Genomic DNA, 26,637 nt, shown 5'->3' with positions numbered 1-26,637 from the left:
GCTCCTCGTCACTGCGTCCGCGCGCTGTCGAACACGCCCGTCTTCGACAGCAGCCGCAAGCCGTTGCCGACGACGATCAGGCTCGCACCCGCATCGGCGAACACGGCCATCCACATCGTGCCGAGCCCGGCGACCGTCAGGCCGAGGAACACGATCTTCACGCCGAGCGCGAAGCCGATGTTCTGCACCAGCACGCGGTGCGTCGCGCGCGACAGCCGCACGAACGCGGGAATCTTGCGCAGGTCGTCGTCCATCAGCGCGACGTCGGCCGTCTCGATCGCCGTGTCGGTGCCCATCGCGCCCATCGCGAAGCCGATGTCGGCGCGCGCGAGCGCCGGCGCGTCGTTGATCCCGTCGCCGACCATCCCGACCGCGCCCGCACCCGCGCCGCCCGCCGACAATTCCTCGACCGCCGCGAGCTTGTCCTCGGGCAACTGGTTGCCGCGCGCATCGTCGATGCCGGCCTGCTGCGCGATTGCCTGCGCGGTGTGCGGGTTGTCGCCGGTCAGCATCGCGGTGCGGATGCCGAGCGCGTGCAGGTCGGCGATCGCCGCGCGGCTGGTGTCCTTGATCGTGTCGGCCACCGCGAAGATGCCGAGCACGCGCGTGTCGTCGACCAGCATCACGACGCTCTTGCCCTGCCGCTCGAGTGCGTCGAGCTTCGCCTCCAGCGCCGGCGAGCAGCGTTCGAGCTCCTCGACGAGCCGGTGGTTGCCGAGCCAGTAGCGCGCGCCGTCGATCGTGCCGCGCACACCGCGCCCGACGATTGCTTCGAATTCCTCAACATCGGAGAACGCTGCCGTCTGCGCGTCGCGCGCCGCCGCGGCGATCGCCTGCGACACCGGATGATCGGAGCGCGCCGCGAGGCTCGCGCCGAGATGACGCACGCGCGCCGCGTCGACGTCCGTCGCATGCAGGTCGAAATCGGTCTGCACCGGCTTGCCGTGCGTGATCGTGCCGGTCTTGTCGAGCGCGAGCCACGCGAGCTTGCGGCCTTCCTCCAGATACACGCCGCCCTTCACGAGAATCCCGCGCCGCGCGGCGGCCGCGAGCCCCGACACGATCGTCACCGGCGTCGAGATCACCAGCGCGCACGGGCACGCGATCACGAGCAGCACCAGCGCGCGGTAGATCCAGTCGTGCCACGCGCCGCCCATGACGAGCGGCGGCGCCACCGCGACCAGCAGCGCGACCGCGAACACGATCGGCGTATAGACGCGTGCGAACCGGTCGACGAAGCGCTGCGTCGGCGCCTTCGCGCCCTGCGCTTCCTCGACCGCGTGGATGATCCGCGCGAGCGTCGAGTTGGCGGCAACCGCGGTCACGCGATAGTCGAACGAACCCGCTTCGTTGATCGTGCCCGCGTACACCACATCGCCTGCCGTCTTGTCGACCGGCAGGCTCTCGCCGGTGATCGGCGCCTGGTTCACCGTCGAGCGGCCCGCGACCACTTCGCCGTCCAGCCCGATCCGCTCGCCCGGCTTCACGCGCACGATCGCGCCGAGCGCGACCTGCGCGGCCTCGATCGTGCGCCACGTGCCATCGACGTCCTGCACGGTCGCGGTGTCCGGTGCGAGCTGCATCAGGCCCTGGATCGCATTGCGCGCGCGATCGAGCGACTTCGCCTCGATCAGCTCGGCGATCGTGAACAGCACCATCACCATCGCGGCTTCCGGCCACTGGCCGATCGCCATCGCGCCCGTCACCGCGATGCTCATCAACGCGTTGATGTTCAGGTTGCCGTTGCGAATCGCGATCCAGCCTTTCTTGTAGGTGGTCAGCCCGCACGTGAACACGGCCGCGAGCGCCAGCACCGCCGACAGCCACACCGGCAGGCCGGCCCAGCTCACGGCCTCGGACGCGATCGCGGCGACGCCGGCGACCGCGAGCGGCCACCACGGCTTCGCGGGCGGCGGCGCGACCGGCGTTGCCGGCGCGTCGGCCGACGCGGCCTCCGGCGTCATCCCGAGCGTACGGATCGCGCTTTCGATCGCAGGCTGCGCACCGGCCACGTGGTCGACGGTCAGCATCCGCTGCATCAGGTTGAATTCGAGCGCCGACACCTGCTGCATCCCGCCGAGCTTCTTGCGGATCAGCATTTCCTCGGTCGGGCAGTCCATCTGCATGATCCGGAACGCGGAGCGCACATGACCCGACGCGGTCGCGCGCGCGGCCGGCAGCGGTGCGAGCGTCAGCGCGGCCGGCGCGCAGCAGGCACCGGCCGCATGGTCGTGGTCGTGGTCGTGGTCGTGGTCGTGGTCGTGGTCGTGGTCGTGGTCGTGGTCGTGATCGTGATCGTGATCGTGATCAGCATGGTCATGCGCGCCGTGCCCGTGCCCGTCGTCGTGCGCGTGGCCGTGCGCATCGCCATGCCCGTCGCCGTGCGCGTGGCCGGCATGGCCACCGTGGTCGTGCCCAGCGAGGTGCGCCGATGCCTGATCGTGGTCATGGTCGGGGCCGCATCCACGCGACTGCCCGTCGCGCGCCGCCGCGTCGCCGTGCGCGTGCGCGTGCTCGCCGGCCGCCGACGCCGCGTGACCAACTGTCGCCGCCTGCGGGTCGCGCGCATCGGCGCAGCAGGTCTCGGCGCCGCCGGCATGACGGTGTCGTGGGTCGTGGGTACGCTGCGCGTCGGTCATGACAACCTCCTCTATGGCTTGACGGAGTACAGTTAACACCCTGAAGCCACTACAAGGTCAACCCTTGCAAAGGAGAAAGCCATGAAGATCGGCGAACTGGCCAAGGCGGCCCGCTGCACACCCGAGACGATCCGCTTCTACGAGAAGGAGGGGTTGATGCCGGATGCGGAGCGCACCGATTCGAACTACCGCAACTACACCGACGTGCACGTCGAGCGGCTGCGCTTTATCCGCAACTGCCGCGCGCTCGACATGGCGCACGACGAAATCCGCGCGCTGCTGCAGCTCACCGACACGCCCGCCGACCCATGCGATTCGATCAACGCGCTGCTCGACGAACACATCGGGCACGTCGATGCGCGCCTCGCGGAACTGACGCATCTGCGCGACCAGCTCACCGAATTGCGCCGCCAGTGTGTCGGCGAACATTCGGTCGAGGACTGTGGAATCGTGCACGGTCTCGCGACGATGGAAACCGTCGCGCCGGCCGCAAAGCGCTCGCACCTCGGCTGAAACCCTTGCGGAATATGATAGTCTATCGGATACTAGTTATATTCTTACTAGGCATAACATAACTATTCATGTCGACAAGCCGCCCGTCTCCGCTCGCGCTCGCGGTCCTCGCGACGCTCACCGAAACGCCGATGCATCCGTACGGGATGCTGCAGCAGCTGAAGGTGCGCGGCTACGACGAAGTCGTCAACGTGCGGCAGCGCACGAGCCTCTACCAGACGATCGACCGGCTGCTGCGCGACGGGTTGATCGCCGTGCACGACACCGAGCGCGACGGCGCGTTTCCCGAGCGCACGCTGTACACGCTGACCGAAGCCGGACATACGGCCGGCCAGGCATGGCTGCATGCGCTGCTCGCCGAGCCCGCGCGCGAGTTTCCGGCATTCGGCGCCGGCCTCGCGTTCCTGCCGCTGCTCGATGCCGACGATGCACGCCGGCAACTCGAGCGCCGCATCGCCGCGCTCGAAGCCGAACGCGAACGTCTCGAGTCGCTGCGCAACGCCGCGCAGAACGACCAGGTGCCGCGCCTGTTCCTGCTGCACAACGAGCATGCACTCGTGCTGCTGAACGCGGAGCTCGACTGGGCGCGCAGCGTCGTCGAACACCTGAAGATCGGCGCGCTGCGCTGGGTCGACGGCTGACGCGCAGCCATCGGCGCGCGTCGCTCAAAGCACCTTGCCGGGGTTGAGCACGCCGACGGGATCGAGCGCGGCCTTCAGGCGCCGCATCAGGCCGATTTCGGCTTCGCTGCGCGTGTGCGCGAGATAGGCGCGCTTGAGCATGCCGATGCCGTGCTCCGCCGACACCGAGCCGCCCAGGTCCCGGACGACCGTGTAGACGCAGCGATCGATCGCATCGGCGTTGGCGTCGCCCATGCCGTCGAGCGATACGCCGACATGCACGTTGCCGTCGCCGACGTGGCCGAAGAAGAGACACACGATGTCGGGCCAGGCCGCGCGCAATGCCGCTTCGCAGCGCTCGGCGAACAGGCCGAGTTCGCCCGTCGGCAGGCTCACGTCGAAGTTCACCAGATGCGGCAGCGCATCGATTGCGAGCCCTTCGCGCAGCGTCCACAAGTCGCGCGCCTGCCGCTCCGACGTCGCCAGCGCCGCATCGTCCACGAGCCCCGCGTCGATCGCATCCGCCAGGCCGTTTTCCAGCGCCGCGCGCGCATCGCCGCCCGGTGCGCTCGTCGCGCACTCGATCAGCACCGCGAAGCCGCCGTCGCCCGAGAACGGCGCGACGACGCCGGGAGTATGACGCGCCACGTAGTCGTAGAAGGCCGGCCACATCGCTTCGAAACTGACGAGCTCGGGCAGTGCGCGCAGACGGTTCCACAACCCGACCACGGCATCGTAGCCGTGCACGCGACAGAGCGCGGTGGCCGGTGCGGCCAGCTTCGGATGCAGCCGCAGCACGGCACGCGTGACGATGCCGAGCGTGCCTTCGCTGCCGATGAACAGCTGCTTCAGGTCGTAGCCCGCGTTGTTCTTCAGCATCCGGTTCATCGACGACACGACGGTGCCGTCGGCGAGCACGGCTTCCAGGCCGAGCACCTGCTCGCGCATCATGCCGTAACGGATCGCGCGCGTGCCGCCCGCGTTGGTCGCGAGCATGCCGCCGATCTGGCACGAACCGCGTGCGCCGAGATCGACGCCGAACGTGAAACCCGCCGCGTCCGCGGCCTCCTGCACCGTCTGCAGCGGCGTCCCGGCGCGCACCGTCATCGTGCCCGCCGCCGCATCGATCGACTCGACGCCCGCGAAACGCTCCATCGACAGCACGATCTCGCCGCCCAGCGCGACCGCGCCGCGCGCGAGCCCGGTGAGGCCGCCCTGCGGCACGACCGGCTGCCCGAGCCGCGTGCACAGCGCGAGCGTGCGCGACACGTCGTCGACGCTGCGCGGCCGCACCAGCGCACGCGGCCGCACGCCGGCCGGCTCGTTGTACGCGGTGAAGTAGCGCGGATCGATCTCGGCCGCCCGCGTGACCAGCGTGTCGCCCAACGCGGCGACGAGCGCCGCCTCGAGCGCGTCGGCCGCCGGCGCGGCTACATCGTGGCCGCCACGCGCGGCGGCCGTCTCCAGGCTCTGCATCGTGCGCGTCCGCTTACTTGGTGGAGATGTCGATGTCGCCGAAGTACTTCTGGCCGAGCGACTTCACCGTGCCGTCCGCCTTCAGCTTGTCGATCGCCGCATCGAGCTTCCCCTTCAGCGCGTCGTCGCCCTTGCGCAGGCCGAACGCGATCCCGCTGCCGAGAATCCGGTCGTCGCGCACCGGCTGGCCGACGAACGCGAAGCCCTTGCCGTCCGGGCGCGACAGGAAGCCGCGCTGGCCGGCCGGCGCGAGCACCAGCGTCGCGTCGAGGCGGCCCGACACGAGGTCGGCATACACCTGGTTCTGGTCCTGGTACGCGACGATCGACACGCCGGCCGGCTCCCAGTGCGCCTTCGCGTAGGTTTCCTGGATCGACGCCTGCAGCACGCCGACGCGCTTGCCCTTCAGCGCTTCCGGCGTCGGCAGCAGGCCGCTTCCGGTGCGCGCGATCAGCTGCGTCGGCACGCGGTAGATGATCGTCGTGAAGTCGATCGCCTGGCGCCGCTGCTCGGTCGCGTTCATCGCCGAGTTGATCGCGTCGAACTTGCGGCCCTGCAGCGCGGGAATGAGCCCGTCGAACGACGTCTCGACCCACTTGCACGACAGCTTCGCGGTCTGGCAGACGGCATTGCCGACGTCGATGTCGAAGCCCTGCAGGTCGCCGTTCGGCGCCTTCGACTCGAACGGCGGATATTGCGCCTCGAGGCCGAAACGCAGCGTTTGCCCGTCGGCCGATGCCGCGCCGGAGCCGAGCGCGCACGCGAATGCGAACGCGAGTTTGAGGGTGTGTGCATGCTTCATCGTGATCTCCTGGCTGGCCGGTCGGCGCCGCGCTTCGGCACGTGCGCCGGTCCCGTCCGTGACTTTCGGTGCGACGTACACGTCGCCTGCTTGGGTGCGGGCCGCGCCCGCGATTACAGCGAACGCAACCGCCGCGCGCCCTCGATCAGCGTCGCGTCGTCCTTCGAGAAACTGAGGCGGATCACGCCCGCGTCGGTGCCGTCGGTGTAGAACGCCGACAGCGGAATCGTCGCGACGCGCGCATCGCGGATCAGGCGCAGCACGAAGTCGCTGTCGCGCTCGTCCGAGACGTGGCGGAACCGCGCGAGCATGAAGAACGAGCCTTCGCTCGGCAGCAGCTCGAAGCGCGACCCGGCCAGCTCGCGCGCCAGCAGGTCGCGCTTGGCCTGGTAGAACGCCGACAGGCCGAGATAGCTTTCCGGCCGCGCGAGGATCTCCGCGAACGCGACCTGCATCGGCGTATCGGCCGAAAACACCATGAACTGGTGCACCTTGCGGATCTCGTCCATCAGTTCGGCCGGCGCGATGCAATGCCCGACCCGCCAGCCCGTCACGTTGAACGACTTGCCGAACGACGACACGATCACGCTGCGCTCGGCCAGCTCGCGGTGACGCGCGACGCTCTGGTGCTGCGCACCGTCGAACACGACATGCTCGTAGACCTCGTCCGACAGCACCACGATGCCGGTATCGCGCGTGAGCTGCGCGAGCCGTTCGAGATCGTCGGCGGAGAACACGGTCGCGGTCGGGTTGTGCGGCGTATTGACGACGATCATCCGCGTGCGCGGCGTGATCGCGGCGGCCACTTCGTCCCAGTTCACGCGGAAATGTTCGGGCGACAGCTTGATCGCGACCGGCGTCGCGCCCTGCATCCGCACGATCGGCGCATAGCTGTCGAACGACGGCTCGAAATAGATCACTTCGTCGCCCGGATGCACGAGCGCGCTGATCGCCGCGTAGAGCCCTTCGCTCGCGCTCGCGATCACCGTGATCTCGGTGCCCGGGTCGTAGCGCGTGCCGTACAGCGCCTCGGTCTTCTCCGCGAGCCGTTCGCGCAGCGACGCGAGGCCGGCCATCGGCGCGTACTGGTTGTGGCCGTCGCGCATCGCGCGCGCGACGCCGTCGACGAGCGCCGGATCCGGCGCGAAATTCGGCGCGCCCTGCGACAGGTTCAGCGCATCGTGCTGTGCGGCAAGCTGGCCGATCACCGTGAAGATCGTCGTCCCGACGTCCGGCAGTTTCGAACGGGGCCTGGTGGCGCTTCGCATGAGTTCTCCTTCTGATGTCCTTCGGGCCGGCCCGTGCGATGCGCGCGGCCGGTCTCATCGGGAATGATTTAGCCCGAGCCAATATCGGCGGACAACCGAAAGTTCGTCATGGCGGCCATGCGTTTTTCTCATGAGCGGCCATACGCTTGGCTCGACGCCAAGGCCGAGTGACCGGCAATGCATGCGAATCGGGCATTTCCCCCGGACGCGCGCGGCCACGCCGCGCGTCACGCGCCCGCGGCCGCCAGGTAGGCGCTCAGCACGGCCCGCAACTCGCCGCGCAACGCCTCGAGGTCCAGTGCCGGCCCGAGCGTGAGCAGCGCCTGGGAGACGCCGCCGTAGCAGACCGCATGCGCCATCCGGGCGATCCCGTCGAGCCGCGCGGCCGGCGGCGGATCGTCGGCCTGCGCGAGCGCGTCGCGCCACAGCGCGACATAGGCGTCGTAATGCCGCCGGTACGCGGCGAGCGGCGACACCTGCCGCTCCAGCGCGAAAAACGCGCTCCACAGCGCGGCGTCGGCGCCGATCGCGTCGACCTGCAGGTCGGCGAGCGCGGCCGCGAGCTCGGCGCGCGGCGCGCCGCGCAACCCGTGCGCCGCATCGCGCAGCCGGTCGGCCAGCGCCAGCACGCGCCGGTGGATGCACAGCGCGGCGAGGCTCTGCTTGTCGCCGAAGTATTCGTAGAAGGTGCCGACGCTCACGCCCGCGACGGCCGCGATCTCGCGAATCGTCGCCTTCGCGTAGCCGCGCTCGAGCAAAAGCTGAACGAAGGCCTGCTGCAGCGCGTCGGACGTGGCCTGCGCGCGCGACTGGCGCGGCCGGCGACGCAGCGCGGGCGCGGGTTGCGCCGCCGGCTGGCCGGGCGGCGCCGGAACCTGAACATGTCGCGGCGGCATATTTGCTACTCTGAAATTCAGCGGAAACGCGTTTGACCGGCAGACCGCGACGCACGAGACCGGAGACAGCCCGATGACCGAATCGACCCGAGACGTCACGAACCAGTTCGACGAACTGGTCGACTATAACCTCTTCGCCACCGACGTCGCGCTGCGCGACGCACTCGCCCGCGCGGGCGCCGACTGGGCCGTGCCGCGGCTCGACGCGTACGGCGCGCGGCTCGGCAGCGCCGACACTGCACAGCTCGCCGACGAAGCGAACCGCCACGCGCCGGAACTGAACGCGTTCGACCGGCGCGGCCGGCGCATCGACCGCGTCGACTTCCATCCGGCCTGGCACACGCTGCTCGGCATGTACCGCAACGAAGGCTTCGTGTCGCTCGCGTTCCGCGACACGCGCCCCGGCCGCTGGGCCGCGACCGCGGCCGGCTTCTACCTGCACGGCCAGATCGAGGCCGGCACGCTGTGCCCGGCGACGATGACGCAGGCCGCGATTCCGGTGCTGCAGAAGGAGCCCGCGCTGTGGGGCCTGCTGCGCGACAAGCTGTACAGCGACGACTACGATCCGCGCGACGTGCCGGTCGCCGACAAGCGCTCGATCTGGTTCGGCATGGGGATGACCGAGAAACAGGGCGGCTCCGACGTGCGCGCGAACACGACGCTGGCGACCCCGGTCGGCGCGGGCGGGCGCGGCGGCGAATACCGGCTGCGCGGCCACAAGTGGTTCTTTTCCGCGCCGATGTGCGACGCGCACCTGGTCGTCGCGCGCACCGAAGCGGGCAGCCCGTCGTGCTTCTACGTGCCGCGCTGGCGGCCCGACGGCACGAAGAACGCGGTCGAGATCCAGCGGCTGAAGAACAAGATCGGCAACCGCAGCAACTCGAGCAGCGAGATCGAGCTGAACGACGCATGGGGGATCATGCTCGGCGACGAAGGCCGCGGCATTCCGACCATCATCGAGATGGCCACCTACACGCGACTGAACTGCGTGCTCGGCAGCGCGGCGATGCTGCGCCAGGGCGTCGTGCAGGCGATCGCGTACACGCGGCGGCGCCACGCGTTCGGCCGCGCGCTCGCCGAGCAGCCGCTGATGCGCACCGTGCTCGCCGATCTCGCGCTCGAAAGCGAGGCCACGCTCGTGCTCGCGATGCGCCTGGCCGACGCGTTCGAGCGCGACGACGCGCCGCGCGAACGCGCGTGGAAGCGGATCGTCACGCCCGCCGCGAAATTCTGGGTCTGCAAGCGCGCGGTCGAGCTGACCGGCGAGGTGATGGAGGTGTTCGGCGGCAACGGCTACGTCGACGACGGCCCGATCGCGCGCCTGTTCCGCGAAGCACCGGTCAACTCGATCTGGGAAGGCTCCGGCAACGTGATGTGCCTCGACGTGCTGCGCGCGGTGTCGCGCGAGCCCGACGCGGCCGCGGCGCTGCTCGCCGAACTGGCCGACCTCGGCGCGGGCGAACCGCGCATCCGCGCGGCGCTGGATACGCTGCGCGCGATGCTCGCGGCGCCGGCCGACACGCTCGAGGCGTCGGCCCGGTTGTTCGCGCAACGGCTCGCGCTGGTCGCGCAGGCGTGCCTGCTGCGGCGCGACGCACCCGCGTTCGTCGCCGACGCATTCGTCGCGACCCGGCTTGCCGCGCCCGACTGGGGCCGCATCGCGGGCGGCTTCGACCCGCACGCGTTCGACGTCGGCGCGCTGCTGCAGCGCGCGTACCCGGCCTGACGCGCCCGCTCGTTCTCCTCGCGTGGAGCCATGATGAACCTCGTCGCCGCCCTCGACCGCGCCGCCCGTGCGACGCCCGACAAGCCGTTCCTGATCCACGACGACACGACGATCACGTACGCCGCCGCGCGCGAGCGCTCGCATCGCGCGGCGGCCGTGCTGAGCGCACTCGGCGTCGCGGCCGGCGACCGCGTCGCCGCGATGTGCCTGAACACGCCCGCGTTCGTCGACCTGATGTTCGGCGCGTGGCGGCTCGGCGCCGCGTTCGTGCCGATCAACCACAAGCTGCAGGCGCCGGAAGTCGACTACGTGCTCGAGCACAGCGGCAGCAAGGTGCTCCTGTTCGACGCGGCGCTCGCGCCGGTGCTGGCGCGCGTGATCCATCCGGTGCGGCGGCTCGTCACCGAAGGCGACGCCGCCGGCACGCCGAACTTCGACGCGATGTGCGCGGCGATGGACGGCGTCGCGGGCATCGAGCCGGCCGACGGCGACGTCGCGCAGATCCTCTACACGTCCGGCACGACCGGCCGCCCGAAAGGCTGCGTGCACAGCCATCGCGCCGTGACGCTCGCAGCGATGCAGGCGGCGCTCGCGACCGGCATCGGCCGTAACGAACGCACGCTGATGGCGATGCCGATCTGGCATTCGTCGCCGCTGAACAACTGGTTCGGCGGCACGCTGTACGCAGGCGGCACCGTCGTGCTGCTGCGCGAATACCATCCGCTACGCTTCCTGCAGGCCGTCGAGCGTGAGCGCGTGACGCTGTATTTCGGCGCGCCGGTGTCGTATACGCTGCCGCTCGACACGATCGAGCGCTTCGCGGCGTTCGACCTGTCGAGCGTGCGCGCATGGCTGTACGGCGGCGGCCCGATCGGCGCCGCGCAGGCCGAACGGCTCGCGCATGCGTATCGCAGCAACGCGTTCTTCCAGGTGTACGGAATGACGGAAACGGGCCCGGCCGGCACCACGCTGTATCCGGACGAACAGATCGCGAAGGCCGGCTCGATCGGTCGCCAGGGCGGCCCCGGCGTCGACCTGCGGGTCGTGCGGAGCAATGGCGCCGACGCGCTTCCGGGCGACACCGGCGAGATCTGGCTGAAGGCCGACAGCATGATGCTCGGCTATCTCGACGACCCGGCCGCGACGCGCGCCGCATTCGCGCCGGACGGCTGGTATCGCACCGGCGACATCGCGCGGATCGATCAGGATGGCTACCTGTTCATCGTCGACCGGCTGAAGGACATGATCGTGACGGGTGGCGAGAACGTCTATTCGAAAGAAGTGGAGGACGTGCTCGACGCGCATCCGGACATCGCGGAAGCGGCCGTCGTCGGCGTCCCGCATCCGGAATGGGGCGAGACGGTCGTCGCGCACGTCGTGCCGCGCGCGAGCGCCGCGCCCGATGCGGATGCGCTGCGCGCGTTCTGCGGCGAGCGGCTCGCCGCGTACAAGATTCCGCGCGAATTCGTGTTCGCGGAAACGCTGCCGCGCACGCCGACCGGCAAGCTGCAGAAGTTCCTGCTGCGCACGCGGCGCGAGCGCGAGTAACGCCGAAGCCAAAGAAAAAGCCACCGGACCCGACGGCCCGATGGCTTTTTCGCACGCGATGCGGGACGGGGCATTGCGACGCCCCCGCCCGCGCTCACGCCATGCTTACTTGCCGCCGATGCTCTTCAGCGGCTTCCACTCGCCCTTCTCGACCTTGTACATCGTGATGCCGCCGTTCTTCAGGTCGCCCTTCGCGTCGTACGCGACGTGCGACGACGTGACGCCGGCCATGTCGGTCTTCGCGAGCACCGGCAGGTACTTCGCCGGATCGGTCGAATCGGCCTTCTTCATCGCGTTGAGCATCGCCATCGCGCCGTCGTACGCGTACGGCGAGTACGTCTGCACTTCTTCGCCGAAGCGCTTCTTGTACTTGTCGGCGTAGGTCTTGCCTCCGGGCATTTCTTCGAGCGGCAGGCCTGCCAGCGATGCGATCGTGCCGTCGGCCGCGTTGCCCGCGATCTTCAGGAACGTCGGCGTCTTCACCATTTCGCCGCTCATCAGCGGTGCGGTGATGCCGAGCGTCTTCATCTGCTTGACCATCGGCGCTGCCTGCGAATCCGCGCCGCCGTAGTAGACGAGGTCCGGCTTCGCGGCCTTCAGCTTGGTCAGGATCGCCTTGAAGTCGACCGCCTTGTCGTTCGTGAATTCACGGTCGACGATCGTCGCGCCGCCGGCCTTCGCGGCCTTCTCGAACTGGTCGGCGAGACCCTGGCCGTAGGCCGTGCGGTCGTCGACGATCGCGATCTTCTTCATGCCGAGATCCTTCGACGCGAAGGTGCCCGCCACCGAGCCCTGCTGCGTGTCGGACGTCATCATGCGGAAGGTCGTCTTGTAACCCTGCTGCGTGTATTCCGGCGCCGTCGCCATCGCGATTTCCGGAATGCCGGCGTTCGCGTAGATGCGCGAAGCGGGAATCGTCGTGCCCGAGTTGAAGTGGCCGAGCATGCCCTTGATGCCGTCGTCGACGAGCTTCTGCGCGACCGTCGTGCCGGTGCGCGGGTCCGCCTGGTCGTCCTGCGTCTCGAGCACGAACTTCACCGGCTTGCCGCCGATCTTCGGGCCGGTCGCGTTGAAGTCTTCCAGCGCGAGCGCGATCCCGTTCTGCATATCCTTGCCGTAGTGAGCCTGGGCGCCCGTCATCGGCCCTGCATAACCGATCTTCACGTCATCCGCATGGGCCGTCCCCGCCAGCGACATGACAGCGACGAACGTCGCGCCTGCCAGCTTTTTCATCGTGTGTTGCATAGCTTCTCCTTGGTACCAGGGTAAATGGAGCGGCTTCGGGATCGCCTTGCCGCTTCCTTTGATTGATCCGAACGGCAAGGATGGTCAGCCGATCGTCATCAAATTCGCATTGCCGCCCGCCGCGGCCGTGTTCACGCTCACCGAGCGCTCGGTCAGCAGGCGCTCGAGCGCGTAGTCTTCCGCGTCGCCGTTCTCGAACGCGCCCGCCGACACGCCCTGCACCGACACGATCGGGCCCGGCCGCTGCGCGACGTCCTTCACGAGCGTCTGCAGCTCGTCGCTGTCGCCTTCGAACAGCACCGCGTCGAACGGCGCGTCGGCCTGCTTGCGCACGGCCGCATGCGCCTTCAGCGCAGCCGGCAGCGCGGCCACCAGCGCCTCGCCCGCGGCACCGGCGAACAGTGCGCGGTTGCCGGTCGCCAGCACCGCCGCGAACTGCGCGCGCGCGCCGCTCGGCGTTGCCGCGACACACAGCACCGTGCCGCGCGGGCCGAGTGTATACGTGTTTCGCTCGCCGGTCGGGCCGGTCAGCACCGCGGTCGCACCGGCCGGCACCTGCGCCAGGTAGCCGTCGCAGCGGGCGGCCAGCGCCGGTTCGCGCTGCTCGATCAGCCAGTCGCGCAGCGCGGTCAGCGCCGTCGCCGGGTTGCTGCGCTGTTCGCCATCGACCGCGCCGTCCGCGATCAGCGTCTGCGCGAGCGAACGCGGCAGGCCCGACGGACGCGTCGCGAGCAGGCGCTGCAGGTACAGCGCGCCGCCGGCCTTCGGACCCGTGCCCGACAGCCCTTCGCCGCCGAACGGCTGCACGCCGACCACCGCGCCGATCACGTTGCGGTTCACGTAGATGTTGCCGACGTGCGCGTTCGAGATCACGTGCGCGATCGTCTCGTCGATCCGCGTGTGGATGCCGAGCGTCAGGCCGTAACCCGTCGCGCGGATCTGCTCGAGCAGCTTGTCGAGCTGGCTGCGGCGATAGCGCACGACGTGCAGCACGGGGCCGAACACTTCGCGCTTCAGCTCGTCGATGCTGCCGATCTCGATCAGCGTCGGCGGCACGAACGTGCCGTGCGCGCAGGCTTCCGGCGACGGCAGCTGCGTGACGGTGTGGCCCTTGTCCTTCATCGTCGCGACGTGCGTGTCGATCGTCTGCTTCGCTTCGGCGTCGATCACCGGGCCGACGTCGGTCGACAAGCGGTCCGGGTTGCCGAGCGCCAGCTCGTGCATCGCGCCCTTCAGCATCGTCAGCGTGCGGTCCGCGACATCGTCCTGCAGACACAGAACGCGCAGCGCCGAACACCGTTGACCGGCCGAGTCGAACGACGACTGCATCACGTCCGCGACGACCTGCTCCGCGAGCGCCGACGAATCGACGATCATCGCGTTCTGGCCGCCCGTTTCCGCGATCAGCGGAATCGGCTTGCCGTCCGGGTCGAGGCGCGCGGACAGCGTCTTGTTGATCAGGCGCGCGACTTCGGTCGAGCCGGTGAACATCACCGCGCGCGTGCGCGGATCGGCGACCAGCGCCGCGCCGACGGTCTCGCCGGTGCCCGGCAGCAGCTGCACCGCGCCGGCCGGCACGCCGGCCTCGCGCAGCAGGCGCACGGCCTGGGCCGCGATCAGCGGCGTCTGTTCGGCCGGCTTCGCGAGCACCGTGTTGCCGGCCGCGAGCGCGGCGGCGACCTGCCCCATGAAGATCGCGAGCGGGAAGTTCCACGGGCTGATGCAGACCACGGGGCCGAGCGGACGGTGCGTGTCGTTCGAGAATTCGTCGCGGATCTGCGCCGCGTAATAGCGCAGGAAGTCGACCGCTTCGCGGATTTCGGCGATCGCGTTCGGCAGCGACTTGCCGGCTTCGCGCACGATCAGGCCCATCAGCGTGTGCATCTGCGCTTCGAGCAGGTCGGCCGCGCGCACCAGGCAGTCGGCGCGCGCATCGACCGGCGTCGCCTGCCAGATCGGCGCGGCTGCCACCGCGTGCGCGAGCGCCGCGCTCACGTGCTCAGCCGTCGCTTCGCTGACCGTGCCGACGATGTCGCGCTGGTCGGCCGGGTTGCGCACGTCGCGCGCGGGGGCGTCGGCGAGCGCGTCGTCGGCGAGCATCGGCGCCGCGCGCCACGGATGGTGCGCGCTCGCGAGCAGCGCGGACGACAGCGATGCGAGACGGTGTTCGTTCGACAGGTCGAGGCCCATCGAGTTGGGACGCTCGTCGCCGTACAGGTGGCGCGGCAGCGGAATCTTCGCGTGCGGCGCGCCGAGCGGCACGACCTTCGACGCCTCGTCGACCGGATCGGCGACCAGTTCCTTCACCGACACGGTTTTATCCGCGATGCGGTTCACGAACGACGTGTTCGCGCCGTTCTCCAGCAGGCGGCGCACCAGATACGCGAGCAGCGTTTCATGCGTGCCGACCGGCGCATACACGCGGCACGGACGGTTCAGCTTGTCGCGGCCCGTGACTTCCTCGTACAGCGGCTCGCCCATCCCGTGCAGGCACTGGAATTCGTACTGGCCCGGGTAGTAGTTCTGGCCCGCCAGGTGATAGATCGCGGCCAGCGTGTATGCGTTGTGCGTCGCGAACTGCGGGTAGACGGCGTCGGGTGCCGCGAGCAGTTTCTTCGCGCACGCGAGATACGACACGTCCGTGTAGATCTTGCGCGTGTAGACCGGATAGCCTTCGAGGCCGTCGACCTGCGCGCGCTTGATTTCGGTGTCCCAGTACGCGCCCTTGACGAGGCGGATCATCAGGCGGTGACGGCTGCGGCGCGCGAGGTCGATCAGGTAGTCGATCACGAACGGGCAACGCTTCTGGTAACCCTGCACGACGAAGCCGATGCCGTTCCAGCCCGCGAGTTCCGGATCGAAGCACAGCGCTTCCAGCAGGTCGAGCGACAGCTCGAGACGGTCGGCTTCTTCCGCGTCGATGTTCAGGCCGATGTCGTAGCGGCGCGCGAGCAGCGCGAGCGCACGCACGCGCGGCAGCAGTTCGCTCATCGTGCGGTCCTGCTGCGAGCGCGAGTAGCGCGCGTGCAGCGCCGACAGCTTGATCGAGATGCCCGGGCCTTCGTAGATGCCGCGGCCGCCGGCCGCCTTGCCGATCGCGTGGATCGCCTGTTCGTACGACGCGTAGTAGCGCTGCGCGTCCTCTTCCGTCGTCGCCGCTTCGCCGAGCATGTCGTACGAGTAGCGGAAGCCGCGCGCTTCGTACTTGCGGCTGTTGGCCAGCGCCTCGGAAATCGTCTCGCCGGTGACGAACTGCTCGCCCATCAGGCGCATCGCCATGTCCACGCCCTTGCGGATCAGCGGCTCGCCGCCACGGCCGATCAGGCGCGTGAGCGCCGACGACAGGCCCGCTTCGCTGTTGGTCGTCACGAGCTTGCCGGTGATCATCAGCCCCCAGGTCGCCGCGTTCACGAACAGCGACGGCGCGTGGCCGACGTGCGAGCGCCAGTCGCCCTTGCTGATCTTGTCGCGAATCAGCGCATCGCGGGTCGCGCGATCGGGGATCCGCAACAGCGCTTCGGCCAGACACATCAGCGCGACGCCTTCCTGGCTCGACAGCGAGAACTCGTGGATCAGCCCTTCGACGCCGCCGCCCGAGCTCTTCTCGCGCAGCGCCTCGACGAGCTGCGTCGCGAGCGTCTGCACGTCGGCCTGCAGGTTCGCCGGCAGGCGCGCCTGGCCGAGCAGGAACGGCACGCATTCCGGTTCGGGGCGGCGATACGCGGCCGTGATCGCCGCGCGCAGCACCGATTGCGGCTGCACGTTCTGGGCGAACTCGAGGAACGGATGCGGCGAGTTGTCGTCGTCACCGTCCGGCGTCTGGCCGTCGGCGAGCTCCGTCACGCCGCTGCTGCCCGATAGTTCGGGCGGCAGCTGGCCGTGCTCGATCCGCTCGAGGTACGCGAAGATCGCCTGCTTGATCAGCCAGTGGGGAGTGCGCTCGAGACGCGCTGCCGCGTCTTTCAGGCGCGAGCGGAGAAGGTCGTCGACTTTGACGCCAAGAGTCGTGCTTGCCATGGTGGGTTCGTGCGCCGGTGCGAGCCCGGCAATGTGGTGTGAGAGGATGCGCGAAATCCTACGGCACGCAATAAAAAGGTGCAACCGAATTAAGAGATTGGTTGCACCTCGAAGTTACTCAATATAATCAGCCACTTATAAGGTTGCAACCTAGGGGTTGCCCGTGGTCGGTGGATCGGTGTTTTCCCTGATCGAGGGCGAGTTGGCGCGCGTGGGCAACCTTCGGTGTGCGCGGCGGAGGGGAAAGACGGGTTGCACTGGCCGGGTCGGCGGGTACCGCAGGCAGGTATGGAACGCGCCCGGCGGAGATCGCATGCCGCTCGGCGGCGAGCGGCGAGCGGCGGGCGGCGGGCGGCGGGTGGCGGGCCGTGGGCGACTGGCGACTGACCGCAATCGTGCGGTGCATCGAGGGGGAACGGTAGCGAGCCGGACGCTACGCTGCGCCGTGGCGACTTCGCGGTGTCGTGCCGGCAGCATCGTTCCGCGTAGCCGGTCAAACCCGCCGGCGAAGCGGAAGGAGGCTGGCCGGCATCACCGGCCAGCGCGGCGCAGCCCGCGAGAACGGGCTTGCGCCGCCAGCGTTACGACTGGACGAAGGCCAGCAGGTCGGCGTTCAGCACATCGGCGTTGACCGTCAGCATCCCGTGCGAATAGCCCGGATACGTCTTCAGCGTGCCGTTCTTCAGCAGCTTGACCGACTTCAGCGCCGAATCGGCGATCGGCACGATCTGGTCGTCTTCGCCGTGCAGCACGAGCGTCGGCACGGAGATCGACCGCAGGTCTTCGGTCTGGTCCGTTTCCGAGAACGCCTTGATGCCTTCGTAGTGCGCCTTCGCGCTGCCGATCATGCCCTGGCGCCACCAGTTCTGGATCACGCCCGGGTGCACCGTCGCGCCCGGCCGGTTGAAGCCGTAGAACGGGCCCGACGGCACGTCGAGGAAGAACTGCGCGCGATTGTCGGCAAGCGCCTTGCGGAAGCCGTCGAAGACCTCGAGCGGCAGGCCTTCCGGGTTCGCGTCGGTCTTCAGCATCAGCGGCGGCACCGCGCTGACCAGCACCGCCTTCGCGACGCGGCCTGCCGGCTCGCCGTGGCGGGCCACGTAGCGCGCGACTTCGCCGCCGCCGGTCGAGTGGCCGATATGGACCGCGTTGCGCAGGTCGAGCGCTTCGGCCACCGCGAACGCGTCGGCCGCGTAGTGATCCATGTCGTGGCCGTCGGAAACCTGCGCCGACCGGCCGTGGCCGCGACGATCGTGCGCGACCACGCGATAGCCCTTCTGAACGAAGAACAGCAGTTGGGCATCCCAGTCGTCGGAAGACAGCGGCCAGCCGTGGTGGAACATGATCGGCTGCGCATCCTTCGGGCCCCAGTCCTTGTAGAAGATGTCGACGCTGTCCTTCGTGGTGATGTAAGGCATGGCTTCAGGCTCCTTTGGGGTAGGTGAACGTCACGTGCCGGCCGGCCACCCGGCTGGATGTCGGTGTCGAACTGCGGCGCGGCGGCACACCACGCCGGTCGATGATGCGGCACCTGAGTGTTGTAGCGGAAAACCGCGACCGTGTCATGAAGCCAATTGCATACCGCCGTCTATCGGTTCTCCGCAGGCAACGACGATGTGTGGCGCGAACGACCATGCCGCGTTCGTCACCGGTCCGGACGGGCACAACCTCGCAGCGGTGTGCTCGCATCCCGAGACTTGACCATTCAACGCAACTAACCGTGCGATTTCGCACGCCCCAACCCTCGTGCCTCAACCGTCCGTCGACACGGTCACCGCCTCCCACGCGCGCATGTCGTCTTCCAGCGCCGACCATTTGGCGCGCACGAGCCGAAGCGCATCGCTGCCGAGCAACAGATGGGCCGGCGGATGGTCCGCCGCAATGACCGCGAGCATGGCACGCGCGGCCTTCGCGGGATCGCCCAACTGACGGCCGCTGTTCTCCTCGCGCGCGTGACGGATCGGCTCGAAGAGCGCGTCGTAATCGGCGATCGAACGCGGCGTGCGCGTCATCGAACGGCCGGCCCAGTCGGTGCGGAACGAGCCCGGCGCCACGGCGGTCACCGCGATGCCGAACGGCTCGAGCTCCTTGCCGAGCGTGTCGGAAATCCCTTCCAGCGCGAACTTGCTGCCGCAGTAATAGGCAATGCCGGGCATCGTGATGTGGCCGCCCATCGACGTGATGTTCAGGATGCGGCCGCGCCGGCGTGCGCGCATGAACGGCACGACGGCCTTCATCATCGCGACGGCGCCGAATACGTTCACGTCGAACTGTCGGCGCATCTCCGACAGCGGCGACTCCTCCATGATGCCTTCGTGCCCGTAACCGGCGTTGTTCACCAGCACGTCGACGGGCCCGACGCTCGACTCGATCTCCGCGACGACGCCGTCGATGCGCTCGAAGTCGGTCACGTCGAGCACGCGCCCGATGGCCGCATGCGGGGACAGTGCTTCGAACGCCCGCTTCGCCGCTTCGCTTCTCACGGTGCCGACCACCGTATGACCCGCGGCCAGCGCCGCTTGTGCGAGTGCACGGCCGAAGCCGCTGCTGACGCCGATGATGAGCATGATAGTGCCGGATGCCATGTGAGCTTCTCCCGAATGTCGATCGAAGCATGCATACTAGTCTGACGATCTACGTAAACTAAGCCCGGTTCCGCTGATTTTCTTGCATAAAACTATGAGCACCGCGCCCTCTTCGTCTCGATCGCCGCAGCTGCCCGCGCGCAGCCGCCAACACCTGATCGCGTTGCTGCATGCATTGGCGCCGGACGAAGGCTACAACCTGACCGCACTGCCGAGCGTGCGCATCCTGCGCTCGAACCGCGCGCTGTCGCGCACGCCGGTGCTGTACGACCCGGGCATCGTGATCGTCTGCCAGGGCAGCAAGCGCGGCTATTTCGGCGGCGAACGCTACCTGTACGACGAGGCCCACTACCTAGCCGTCTCGGTGCCCGTCCCGTTCAGCATGGAAACCGACGCAACGGCGGCGCACCCGCTGCTCGCGCTGTATCTGCACCTCGATTTCCCGATGGCCGCCGAACTCGCCGCGCAGATCGACCGCGAAGGGATCGCCGAACCCGTGCAGGCGCCGAGAAGCATGATGTCGACGCCGATGGACGACGCGATGCAGGCGACCGTGCTGCGTTTCGTCGAGGCGCTGCACCGACCGCTCGAAGCGGCGGTGCTCGGCCGCGGGTTGCTGCGCGAACTGTATTTCCGCGTGCTCACCGGCGCGCAGGGCAGCGCAATGCGCAACGCGCTGGCGATGCGCGGACAGTTCGGCCGGATCGGCCGTTCGCTGCGCCTGATCCACGCCGACTACGCACAACCGCTCGACGTCGCGCAACTGGCCGCGGAAGCCGGCATGAGCGTGCCGAGCTTCCATAGCCACTTCAAGGCGATCACACAGGTGTCGCCGATGCAGTACCTGAAGTCGACGCGGTTGCATCAGGCGCGCTTGCTGATGGTGCGCCAGGACCTGACCGCGGAGGCGGCCGGCCATGCGGTCGGTTATGCGAGCCCGTCGCAGTTCAGCCGGGAATTCAAGCGGCTGTTCGGGCTCACGCCCGCGCAGGAGACGAAGCGCATGCGTGCGCAGTTCGCGATTCCGGCGGCGTTCGAGGATGCGATGTTCGTGTCGTCACACTGAGCGACGCGCCGCGCACGGCACGCGTGACTCTGGCGGGCCCGAGGCCCCGTGCGTGAAACTAGTCGGTACGTGCACACTCTCCGCCCGCGGCATCGCGCACCAGACCCGCCAGCGATTTCAGGATGAACGCGGTCACGCCCCAGATGTCCTGCGTCTGATCCGCCCAGTACCAGGCGCCGGCGCGTTCGCCGTCGCCGTATTGCCGCGGCAGATCGGGATTCAGCAGCGTCGAAAACGGAAACTCGAAAATCGCCTCGACTTCAGCGGGTGCGGCTTCCCATGCGGCTGTTTCCGACACGAAGCCGATCACGGGAAAAATGGCGTGATTGCGCTTTCTCGTTTTATGAATCGGCAAGCTTCCGATCATCCGCACCGCATCGGGCGCGAGGCCGATTTCCTCGAACGCCTCGCGCAGCGCAGTCGCGCCGATGCTGGTGTCCGATTCCGCCGGACGTCCGCCGGGGAAACTTACGTGCGACGAGTATTCGCTGAGCCCCGACGATCGCTTAGTCAGCAGGATCGTCGGCTCGCGCCGCGTGACGATCGCAACCAGGACAGCGGAGAATTTCCACTGTCGGTCGTTGTCCGCGAGGTAGAGCTGCGCCGTGGGCCACGGCGTGTCGGCCGGGATCAGCAGGTTTTCCACGCCGCGTGCGAGCATTTCCAGCATGGATTGCGGTGAAGCGGTGCCCGCCGATGCGTTCGCGAGTCCACCCCCGGTTTTCAGGTGGCTTCCGTCGGATGCCATGTCTTCCTCCTGCATGCAGGATGCTGCAAGCGTTGAGCGACACTGAACCCGACCTGTGTTGCATGGGCACGGCGTCGTTGTGTTTGAACCGGACGGTTCCGGATTCGCAGGCGGCCGTCTGCTCCGGCGAAAAAATTGGCGCGATCGTTGCGAAAATTCGCGTGGCCGGGCCGAAGCGGAGAACCTTGATGATGCACGAAAATTGAAATGCCGAGCGACCGCGCATCGATCGATGCACTCGGTCCGGCAGAATGCAGGATCGTGCCGAAGCATCCCGACATCCGGGCGATGCTCGCACGCCCCGACCAGCACGCCCCTCTCACACGAGATCGAGATGACCCAGTACGCGTTCCGCCTGCTCAATGTATTCGCCGAATCGACGTTCGGCGGCAATCCGCTATGCGTGTTCGAAGATGCGCGCGGCATGGACGACGCGACCATGCAGGCACTGGCCGTGCAGTTCAACCTGTCGGAAACGACGTTCGTGCTGCCGTCGGCGCATGCGCATGCCCGCGTGCGCATCTTCACGCCCGGCCATGAAATGGCGTTCGCGGGCCATCCGACGCTCGGTACCGCGCATGTCGTGCGCGACCTGCTGAAGGCTGGCGACACACTCGCGCTCGAATTCAAGGCCGGCGTGGTCGACGTCAAAGCCGGCGACGACGTGTGGACGTTCACCGCCCCGCACGCGGGCATGCCGAAAACGGCGCCTTGCGCGTTGCCCGATACCGATACGGCGGCCATGCTGGGACTGACGACGGACGATTTTCTCGCGCCGCCGCTATGGGTCGACACCGGCGCGGACCAACTGCTGGTCGCCGTCAGGAACCCCGCGGCCGTGCGCCGCGCCCGGCCCGACAGCGCCTGCCTCGAGCGCTGGCCGACCAACAGCCTCGGTCGGAAGACCGCCTATGTGTTCGCGTTCGACCCGCATCGTCCCGGGAAAGTGGTCTCCCGCTATTTCTTTGCGAAACAGGGCGGCGGGATTTTCGAAGACCCGGGCACGGGGTCGGCCTGCGCGAATCTCGGCGGCTGGCTGCTTGCGGCCCATCACGCGCTGCCCGCCGCGTTTGAGGTCGAACAGGGCGAAGCCGTCGGCCGGCCTTGCCTGCTGCGGTTGTCGGTCAGCTCGAACGGTGAAATCAGCGTCGGCGGTCGCGTGGTCGAGCTCGGACGCGGCGTCATCAACGTGTAGACGCAACGACCTGCGACGCCGGACGCACGCGCGACACGCCGCCATCCATGCGTCGTGCGTGCTGCGGGCCGGCGCGGGAGCGATCGACGGCCGGGGCATCGACGCACGCCAGGCGTCGCCGCGCTTGCCATGCTGCACGCATCGCCCGCCCGAGCCGATCGCCGACATCAACGACCCGGCCGCCGAAATCGCGCACACGTCGTGCGCCGCCTGCAACGCGTGCTTCGGCACGGCAACCGTGTAGCCGCTCGTCGAGCGCGCGTAGGGCATGAGCAGCAGCGCTTCCATCACATGCTCGCGCATCTGGCCGAACCGCTCGCGCGGTTCGTGATCCTCGCGGCTGCACCCGATCGGCTTCGCGAATTCGACCGGGCGCGGCAACCGTCATTGCGCCGGGTCTTTCAGCTCGATCAGCAGATCCTTCGCCGCGACTCGCTCGCCCGGCTTCACGTGCACGGCCGCGATCTCGCAGTCGCGCTCCGCCGCGATGTGCGTTTCCATCTTCATCGCCTCGAGCGCGATCAGCGTCGTGCCGGCCGACACACGCTGCCCCGGTTGCACGGCGACCGTGACCACCGAGCCCGGCATCGGCGCGGCGACATGCAGCGGATTGGCCGGATCGGCACGCTGCAGGCCATGACGCTCCTTGCCCGCCTGCACGACGCTCTTCTGCTCGACGAGCGCGGAACGCGACTGGCCGTTCAGCTCGAACAGCACCTTCACGATGCCGTCCTGCGCGTCGGCATGCTGACCCTGCAGCGACACGAGCAGCGTCTTGCCCGGCTCGATGTCGATCGCCACTTCTTCCTGCGGCTGCAGCCCGTACAGGAACGCCGGCGTCGGCACGACCGACGTGTCGCTGTAGGCACGCACGTGCGCGTAATAGTCGACCGTCTGCTTCGGATACATCAGGTAGGACGCGAGCTGCCGGTCGTCGAGCGGGCGCTCGCACGCGGTCTCGGCCTGCTTGCGTGCCGCGTCGAGGTCGACCGGCGGAAGCTGGTCGCCGGGACGATACGGCGCCGGCGGTTCGCTCTTGAGCACCTTGCGCGACAGGTCCGCCGGGAACCCATCGGGCGGGAAACCCAGCTCGCCCTTGAACAGCGACACGACCGACTCGGGGAACGCGATGTCCTTGTCCGGATTGCGCACGTCGTCCACGCCGAGGTCGTTCGCGACCATCATCAGCGCCATGTCGCCGACCACCTTCGACGTCGGCGTGACCTTCACGATGTCGCCGAACAGGCGGTTCACGTCCGCATACGCGCGCGACACCTCGGTCCAGCGATGATCGATGCCGAGCGAGCGTGCCTGCTCGCGCAGGTTCGTGTACTGGCCGCCGGGCATCTCGTGACGGTAGACGTCGGCCGTGCCCGTGCGGATCTCCGATTCGAACGGCGCGTAATAACGGCGCACGCCTTCCCAGTACATCGACGCTTCGTGCAGGCGGTCCTGATCCAGCCCGGGATCGCGCTCGCTGCCGGCCAGCGCCGCCGCGATGCTCGACAGGTTCGGCTGCGACGTGAGCCCGCTCATCGCGTCGAGCGCGCCGTCCACCGCGTCGCAGCCCGCACCGACCGCCGCGAGCACCGACGCGGCGGCGATGCCGCTCGTGTCGTGCGTATGGAAATGCACGGGCAGCCCGGTTTCTTCCTTGAGCGCCTTCACGAGCGTCGCGACCGCCTGCGGGCGGCAGATACCGGCCATGTCCTTGATGCCGAGCACGTGCACGCCGGCCCGCTGCAGCTCGCGCGCGATGCCGACGTAATACTTGAGGTCGTATTTCGAGCGCGACGTGTCGAACAGGTCGCCGGTGTAGCAGATCGCGCCTTCGCAGAGCATCCCGCTCTCGCCGACCGCATCGATCGCCACGCGCATGTTGCGCACCCAGTTCAGCGAATCGAACACGCGGAACACGTCGACGCCCGCGCGTGCGGCCTGCTGCACAAAGAAGCGCACGACGTTGTCCGCGTAGTTCGTGTAGCCGACTGCGTTCGAGCCGCGCAGCAGCATCTGGAACAGGATGTTCGGCACGCGCTCGCGCAGCAGCGCGAGCCGCTCCCACGGGTCTTCCTTCAGGAAGCGCAGCGCGACGTCGAAGGTCGCGCCGCCCCAGCATTCGAGCGAGAACAGCTGCGACAGCTCGCGTGCGTAGAACGGCGCGATCGGCAGCATGTCGGCCGTGCGCATGCGCGTCGCGAACAGCGACTGGTGCGCGTCGCGCATCGTCGTGTCGGTCAGCAACACCTGCTTCTGGTCGAGCATCCAGCGCGCGAACTTCTCGGGGCCGAGCTCGCGCAGTCGATCGCGCGTGCCGGCCGGAATCGCCACCGCCGTATCGACCTTCGGCAGCACGGGTTTCGGCAGCGGCAATGCCGGCAGCGTGCGGCCGCTCATCTCGGCGTTGCCGTTCACGTTCAGCTCGCCGAGATAGCGCAGCAGCTTCGTCGCGCGATCGCCGCGCTTCGCGAATGCGAGCAGCTCCGGCGTCCTGTCGATGAAGCGCGTCGTCACGTCGCCCGCGATGAAGGCCGGGTGATTGATCACGTTCTCGAGGAACTGCAGGTTCGACGTGACGCCGCGAATCCGGAACTCGCGCAGCGCGCGATCCATCCGGTGAATCGATTCGGCGGCCGTCGGCGCCCAGGTCGTCACCTTGACCAGCAGCGAGTCGTAGTACGGCGTGATCACCGCGCCGCCGTAGGCGGTGCCGGCGTCGAGGCGCACGCCGAAGCCCGCCGCGCTGCGATAGGCCGTGAGCCGCCCGTAGTCGGGCAGGAAGTCGTTCTCCGGGTCCTCGGTCGTGATCCGGCATTGCAACGCGTTGCCATTCAGCGGAATCGCCTGCTGCTCCGGCACGCCGGCCGCGCGCGCGACGAGCGCACCCTCGCCGTCCGTCGCGTCCTCCGCGAGGCCGATCCGGCCGCCTTCGGTGATGCGGATCTGCGCCTTCACGATGTCGATACCGGTGATCATCTCGGTCACCGTATGCTCGACCTGGATACGCGGGTTCACCTCGATGAAATAGAACTGGCCGGTGTCGGCGTCCATCAGGAATTCGACCGTGCCTGCATGCGTATAACCAACCGCGCGCATCAGGCGCAGCGCCGATTCGCACAACGCCTGCCGGCCGTCGTGATCGAGATACGGCGCCGGTGCGCGTTCGACGACCTTCTGGTTGCGCCGCTGCACCGTGCAGTCGCGCTCGTACAGATGCACGACCGTGCCGTGCAGGTCGCCGAGCACCTGCACCTCGACGTGCCGCGCGTTGCGCACGAGCTTCTCGACGTATACCTCGTCGTTGCCGAACGCGGCCAGCGCCTCCCGGCGGGCGACAGGCAACAGTGTTTCGAGGTCCTGATCGTTTTCCAGCACGCGCATCCCGCGTCCGCCGCCGCCCCAGCTCGCCTTCAGCATCAGTGGATAGCCGACTTGCGCGGCCAGCGCGCGGCATGCGTCGAGATCGTCCGGCAACGGCGCGGTCGCGGGCATCACGGGCACGCCGGCGGCGATCGCCGCATTGCGCGCGGCCACCTTGTTGCCGAGCGTGCGCATCACGTCCGGCGACGGGCCGATCCAGCGAATGCCGGCGTCGATCACGGCCTGCGCGAAATCAGGGTTCTCGGACAGGAAGCCGTAGCCCGGATGGATCGCGTCGACCTTTGCCTGCCGCGCGACGCGCAGGATGTCGTCGATGTCGAGATACGCGGCGAGCGGCTTCTTGCCTTCGCCGATCAGGTAGCTCTCGTCCGCCTTGAAGCGATGCAGCGCGAGGCGGTCTTCCTTCGAATACACCGCCACCGTACGCATGTTCAGTTCGGCGGCGGCACGCATCACGCGGATCGAGATTTCCGAGCGGTTCGCGATCAGGATGGACTGGATGGGGGTAGGCGTCACGGCGGCCATGGATAGTGAATGGTTGAATTGAGTTCGCCGCCGCGCCGTGCTCCGCCCGCCTGCTTCATTGGGCGGCGTGCGGATCGTCGCGTCGGTCATTCGCGGTGCATCGTCGCGGCTTGCGCCAGTCGACATGTTCGCCAGATCGCCGGATGATCGCTATCGACATCGCGACGACGAATAGCATCCAGCCGACCAAACGGAAATAAGGGAGGGGATCGCCGACCGGTCCGGTCGTCGGTCGAACCACGGCGAGCCCGTGGCACGAACCGCGCTCGCGACAGGATCAATCGCGGTGATCGAACAGCGGTGCGTGATCCATCCAGTCGTAGCCTGCCGTTCCCTTTGCCCACGCCCAGTTCGTATCGCGGCGGCGTTCACCGGACGATTCGCGCG

The 26,637-nt window shown here is 68.5% G+C and carries 19 protein-coding genes; 8 read left to right on the top strand and 11 right to left on the bottom strand.

The features are described 5' to 3' along the window. Nucleotides 1–8 precede the first annotated feature (8 nt). The gene (locus PL79_RS10955) at nt 9–2,120 is read right to left on the bottom strand and encodes a heavy metal translocating P-type ATPase (RefSeq protein WP_235879252.1); all 2,112 of its coding nucleotides are present in this window, start codon (nt 2,118–2,120) and stop codon (nt 9–11) included. 105 nt (nt 2,121–2,225) lie between these two features. Here PL79_RS10955 and PL79_RS37150 point away from each other — a divergent pair, with 105 nt between their 5' ends. The 3 genes from PL79_RS37150 to PL79_RS10945 all read left to right on the top strand — a co-directional run bounded on the left by PL79_RS37150 (nt 2,226) and on the right by PL79_RS10945 (nt 3,793). Beyond that, a complete protein-coding gene (locus PL79_RS37150; protein WP_235879251.1) occupies nt 2,226–2,675 on the top strand; it encodes a hypothetical protein in 450 nt (149 codons plus the stop codon). 45 nt (nt 2,676–2,720) lie between these two features. Continuing rightward, a complete protein-coding gene (gene cadR, locus PL79_RS10950; protein ID WP_014895515.1) occupies nt 2,721–3,152 on the top strand; it encodes a Cd(II)/Pb(II)-responsive transcriptional regulator in 432 nt (143 codons plus the stop codon). Nucleotides 3,153–3,220: 68 nt separating this feature from the next. Next, nucleotides 3,221–3,793, top strand: coding sequence for a PadR family transcriptional regulator (locus tag PL79_RS10945; protein ID WP_044849058.1), 573 nt, complete (start codon nt 3,221–3,223; stop codon nt 3,791–3,793). Nucleotides 3,794–3,817: 24 nt separating this feature from the next. On the opposite strand, the gene PL79_RS10940 is transcribed toward PL79_RS10945, so the two are convergent. The 4 genes from PL79_RS10940 to PL79_RS10925 form a co-directional block, all read right to left on the bottom strand. After that, nucleotides 3,818–5,248: an FAD-binding oxidoreductase gene (locus PL79_RS10940; RefSeq protein ID WP_044849059.1), complete on the bottom strand. Its 1,431-nt coding sequence runs from the start codon at nt 5,246–5,248 to the stop codon at nt 3,818–3,820. A gap of 13 nt (nt 5,249–5,261) precedes the next feature. Next, on the bottom strand, nt 5,262–6,050 hold the full coding sequence (locus PL79_RS10935) for an ABC transporter substrate-binding protein (RefSeq protein WP_044849065.1): 789 nt from the start codon (nt 6,048–6,050) through the stop codon (nt 5,262–5,264). A 113-nt stretch (nt 6,051–6,163) separates the two neighbouring features. Then, nucleotides 6,164–7,318, bottom strand: a complete 1,155-nt coding sequence (locus tag PL79_RS10930; protein ID WP_044849060.1) for a pyridoxal phosphate-dependent aminotransferase — start codon at nt 7,316–7,318, stop codon at nt 6,164–6,166. Nucleotides 7,319–7,545: 227 nt separating this feature from the next. Next, the gene (locus tag PL79_RS10925) at nt 7,546–8,214 is read right to left on the bottom strand and encodes a TetR/AcrR family transcriptional regulator (RefSeq protein WP_044849061.1); all 669 of its coding nucleotides are present in this window, start codon (nt 8,212–8,214) and stop codon (nt 7,546–7,548) included. Nucleotides 8,215–8,287: 73 nt separating this feature from the next. On the opposite strand from PL79_RS10925, the gene PL79_RS10920 reads away from it, so the two are divergent. Beyond that, nucleotides 8,288–9,940 carry an acyl-CoA dehydrogenase family protein gene (locus PL79_RS10920; RefSeq protein ID WP_044849062.1) on the top strand — a complete coding sequence of 551 codons (1,653 nt, stop codon included), beginning with the start codon at nt 8,288–8,290 and terminating at the stop codon, nt 9,938–9,940. A 33-nt stretch (nt 9,941–9,973) separates the two neighbouring features. Further along, nucleotides 9,974–11,488 (top strand): class I adenylate-forming enzyme family protein, encoded by a 1,515-nt coding sequence (locus tag PL79_RS10915; RefSeq protein ID WP_044849066.1) that lies wholly within the window; start codon nt 9,974–9,976, stop codon nt 11,486–11,488. A gap of 105 nt (nt 11,489–11,593) precedes the next feature. On the opposite strand, the gene PL79_RS10910 is transcribed toward PL79_RS10915, so the two are convergent. From PL79_RS10910 to PL79_RS10895, 4 genes are all read right to left on the bottom strand, one after another. Further along, nucleotides 11,594–12,733 (bottom strand): branched-chain amino acid ABC transporter substrate-binding protein, encoded by a 1,140-nt coding sequence (locus PL79_RS10910; RefSeq protein WP_044849063.1) that lies wholly within the window; start codon nt 12,731–12,733, stop codon nt 11,594–11,596. Nucleotides 12,734–12,817: 84 nt separating this feature from the next. After that, a complete protein-coding gene (putA, locus tag PL79_RS10905; RefSeq protein WP_044849064.1) occupies nt 12,818–16,750 on the bottom strand; it encodes a trifunctional transcriptional regulator/proline dehydrogenase/L-glutamate gamma-semialdehyde dehydrogenase in 3,933 nt (1,310 codons plus the stop codon). 581 nt (nt 16,751–17,331) lie between these two features. Continuing rightward, nucleotides 17,332–18,168 carry an alpha/beta fold hydrolase gene (locus PL79_RS10900; protein WP_044848485.1) on the bottom strand — a complete coding sequence of 279 codons (837 nt, stop codon included), beginning with the start codon at nt 18,166–18,168 and terminating at the stop codon, nt 17,332–17,334. Nucleotides 18,169–18,501: 333 nt separating this feature from the next. Continuing rightward, the gene (locus tag PL79_RS10895; RefSeq protein WP_044848484.1) at nt 18,502–19,335 is read right to left on the bottom strand and encodes an oxidoreductase; all 834 of its coding nucleotides are present in this window, start codon (nt 19,333–19,335) and stop codon (nt 18,502–18,504) included. 94 nt (nt 19,336–19,429) lie between these two features. Between PL79_RS10895 and PL79_RS10890 the strand changes: the two genes are divergently transcribed. Further along, the gene (locus PL79_RS10890; protein ID WP_044848483.1) at nt 19,430–20,401 is read left to right on the top strand and encodes an AraC family transcriptional regulator; all 972 of its coding nucleotides are present in this window, start codon (nt 19,430–19,432) and stop codon (nt 20,399–20,401) included. Between the two features lie 58 nt (nt 20,402–20,459). Here PL79_RS10890 and PL79_RS10885 read toward each other — a convergent pair whose 3' ends face one another. Then, nucleotides 20,460–21,164 (bottom strand): NUDIX hydrolase, encoded by a 705-nt coding sequence (locus tag PL79_RS10885; RefSeq protein ID WP_044848482.1) that lies wholly within the window; start codon nt 21,162–21,164, stop codon nt 20,460–20,462. A 17-nt stretch (nt 21,165–21,181) separates the two neighbouring features. On the opposite strand from PL79_RS10885, the gene PL79_RS36110 reads away from it, so the two are divergent. Both PL79_RS36110 and PL79_RS10880 read left to right on the top strand, forming a co-directional pair. Next, nucleotides 21,182–21,355: a hypothetical protein gene (locus PL79_RS36110; protein ID WP_193759837.1), complete on the top strand. Its 174-nt coding sequence runs from the start codon at nt 21,182–21,184 to the stop codon at nt 21,353–21,355. Nucleotides 21,356–21,483: 128 nt separating this feature from the next. Continuing rightward, nucleotides 21,484–22,344, top strand: coding sequence for a PhzF family phenazine biosynthesis protein (locus PL79_RS10880; protein WP_044848481.1), 861 nt, complete (start codon nt 21,484–21,486; stop codon nt 22,342–22,344). 384 nt (nt 22,345–22,728) lie between these two features. Here the strand turns inward: PL79_RS10880 and PL79_RS10875 are convergent, their stop codons facing one another. Beyond that, nucleotides 22,729–26,250, bottom strand: a complete 3,522-nt coding sequence (locus PL79_RS10875) for a pyruvate carboxylase (RefSeq protein ID WP_044848479.1) — start codon at nt 26,248–26,250, stop codon at nt 22,729–22,731. Nucleotides 26,251–26,637: the final 387 nt, after the last annotated feature.

This window comes from Burkholderia sp. USMB20 (assembly GCF_000949135.2).
Taxonomy (GTDB): domain Bacteria; phylum Pseudomonadota; class Gammaproteobacteria; order Burkholderiales; family Burkholderiaceae; genus Burkholderia.
The sequence above is the reverse complement of the archived record's forward strand: the minus strand, read 5'-3'. Positions and strand labels throughout refer to the sequence as shown.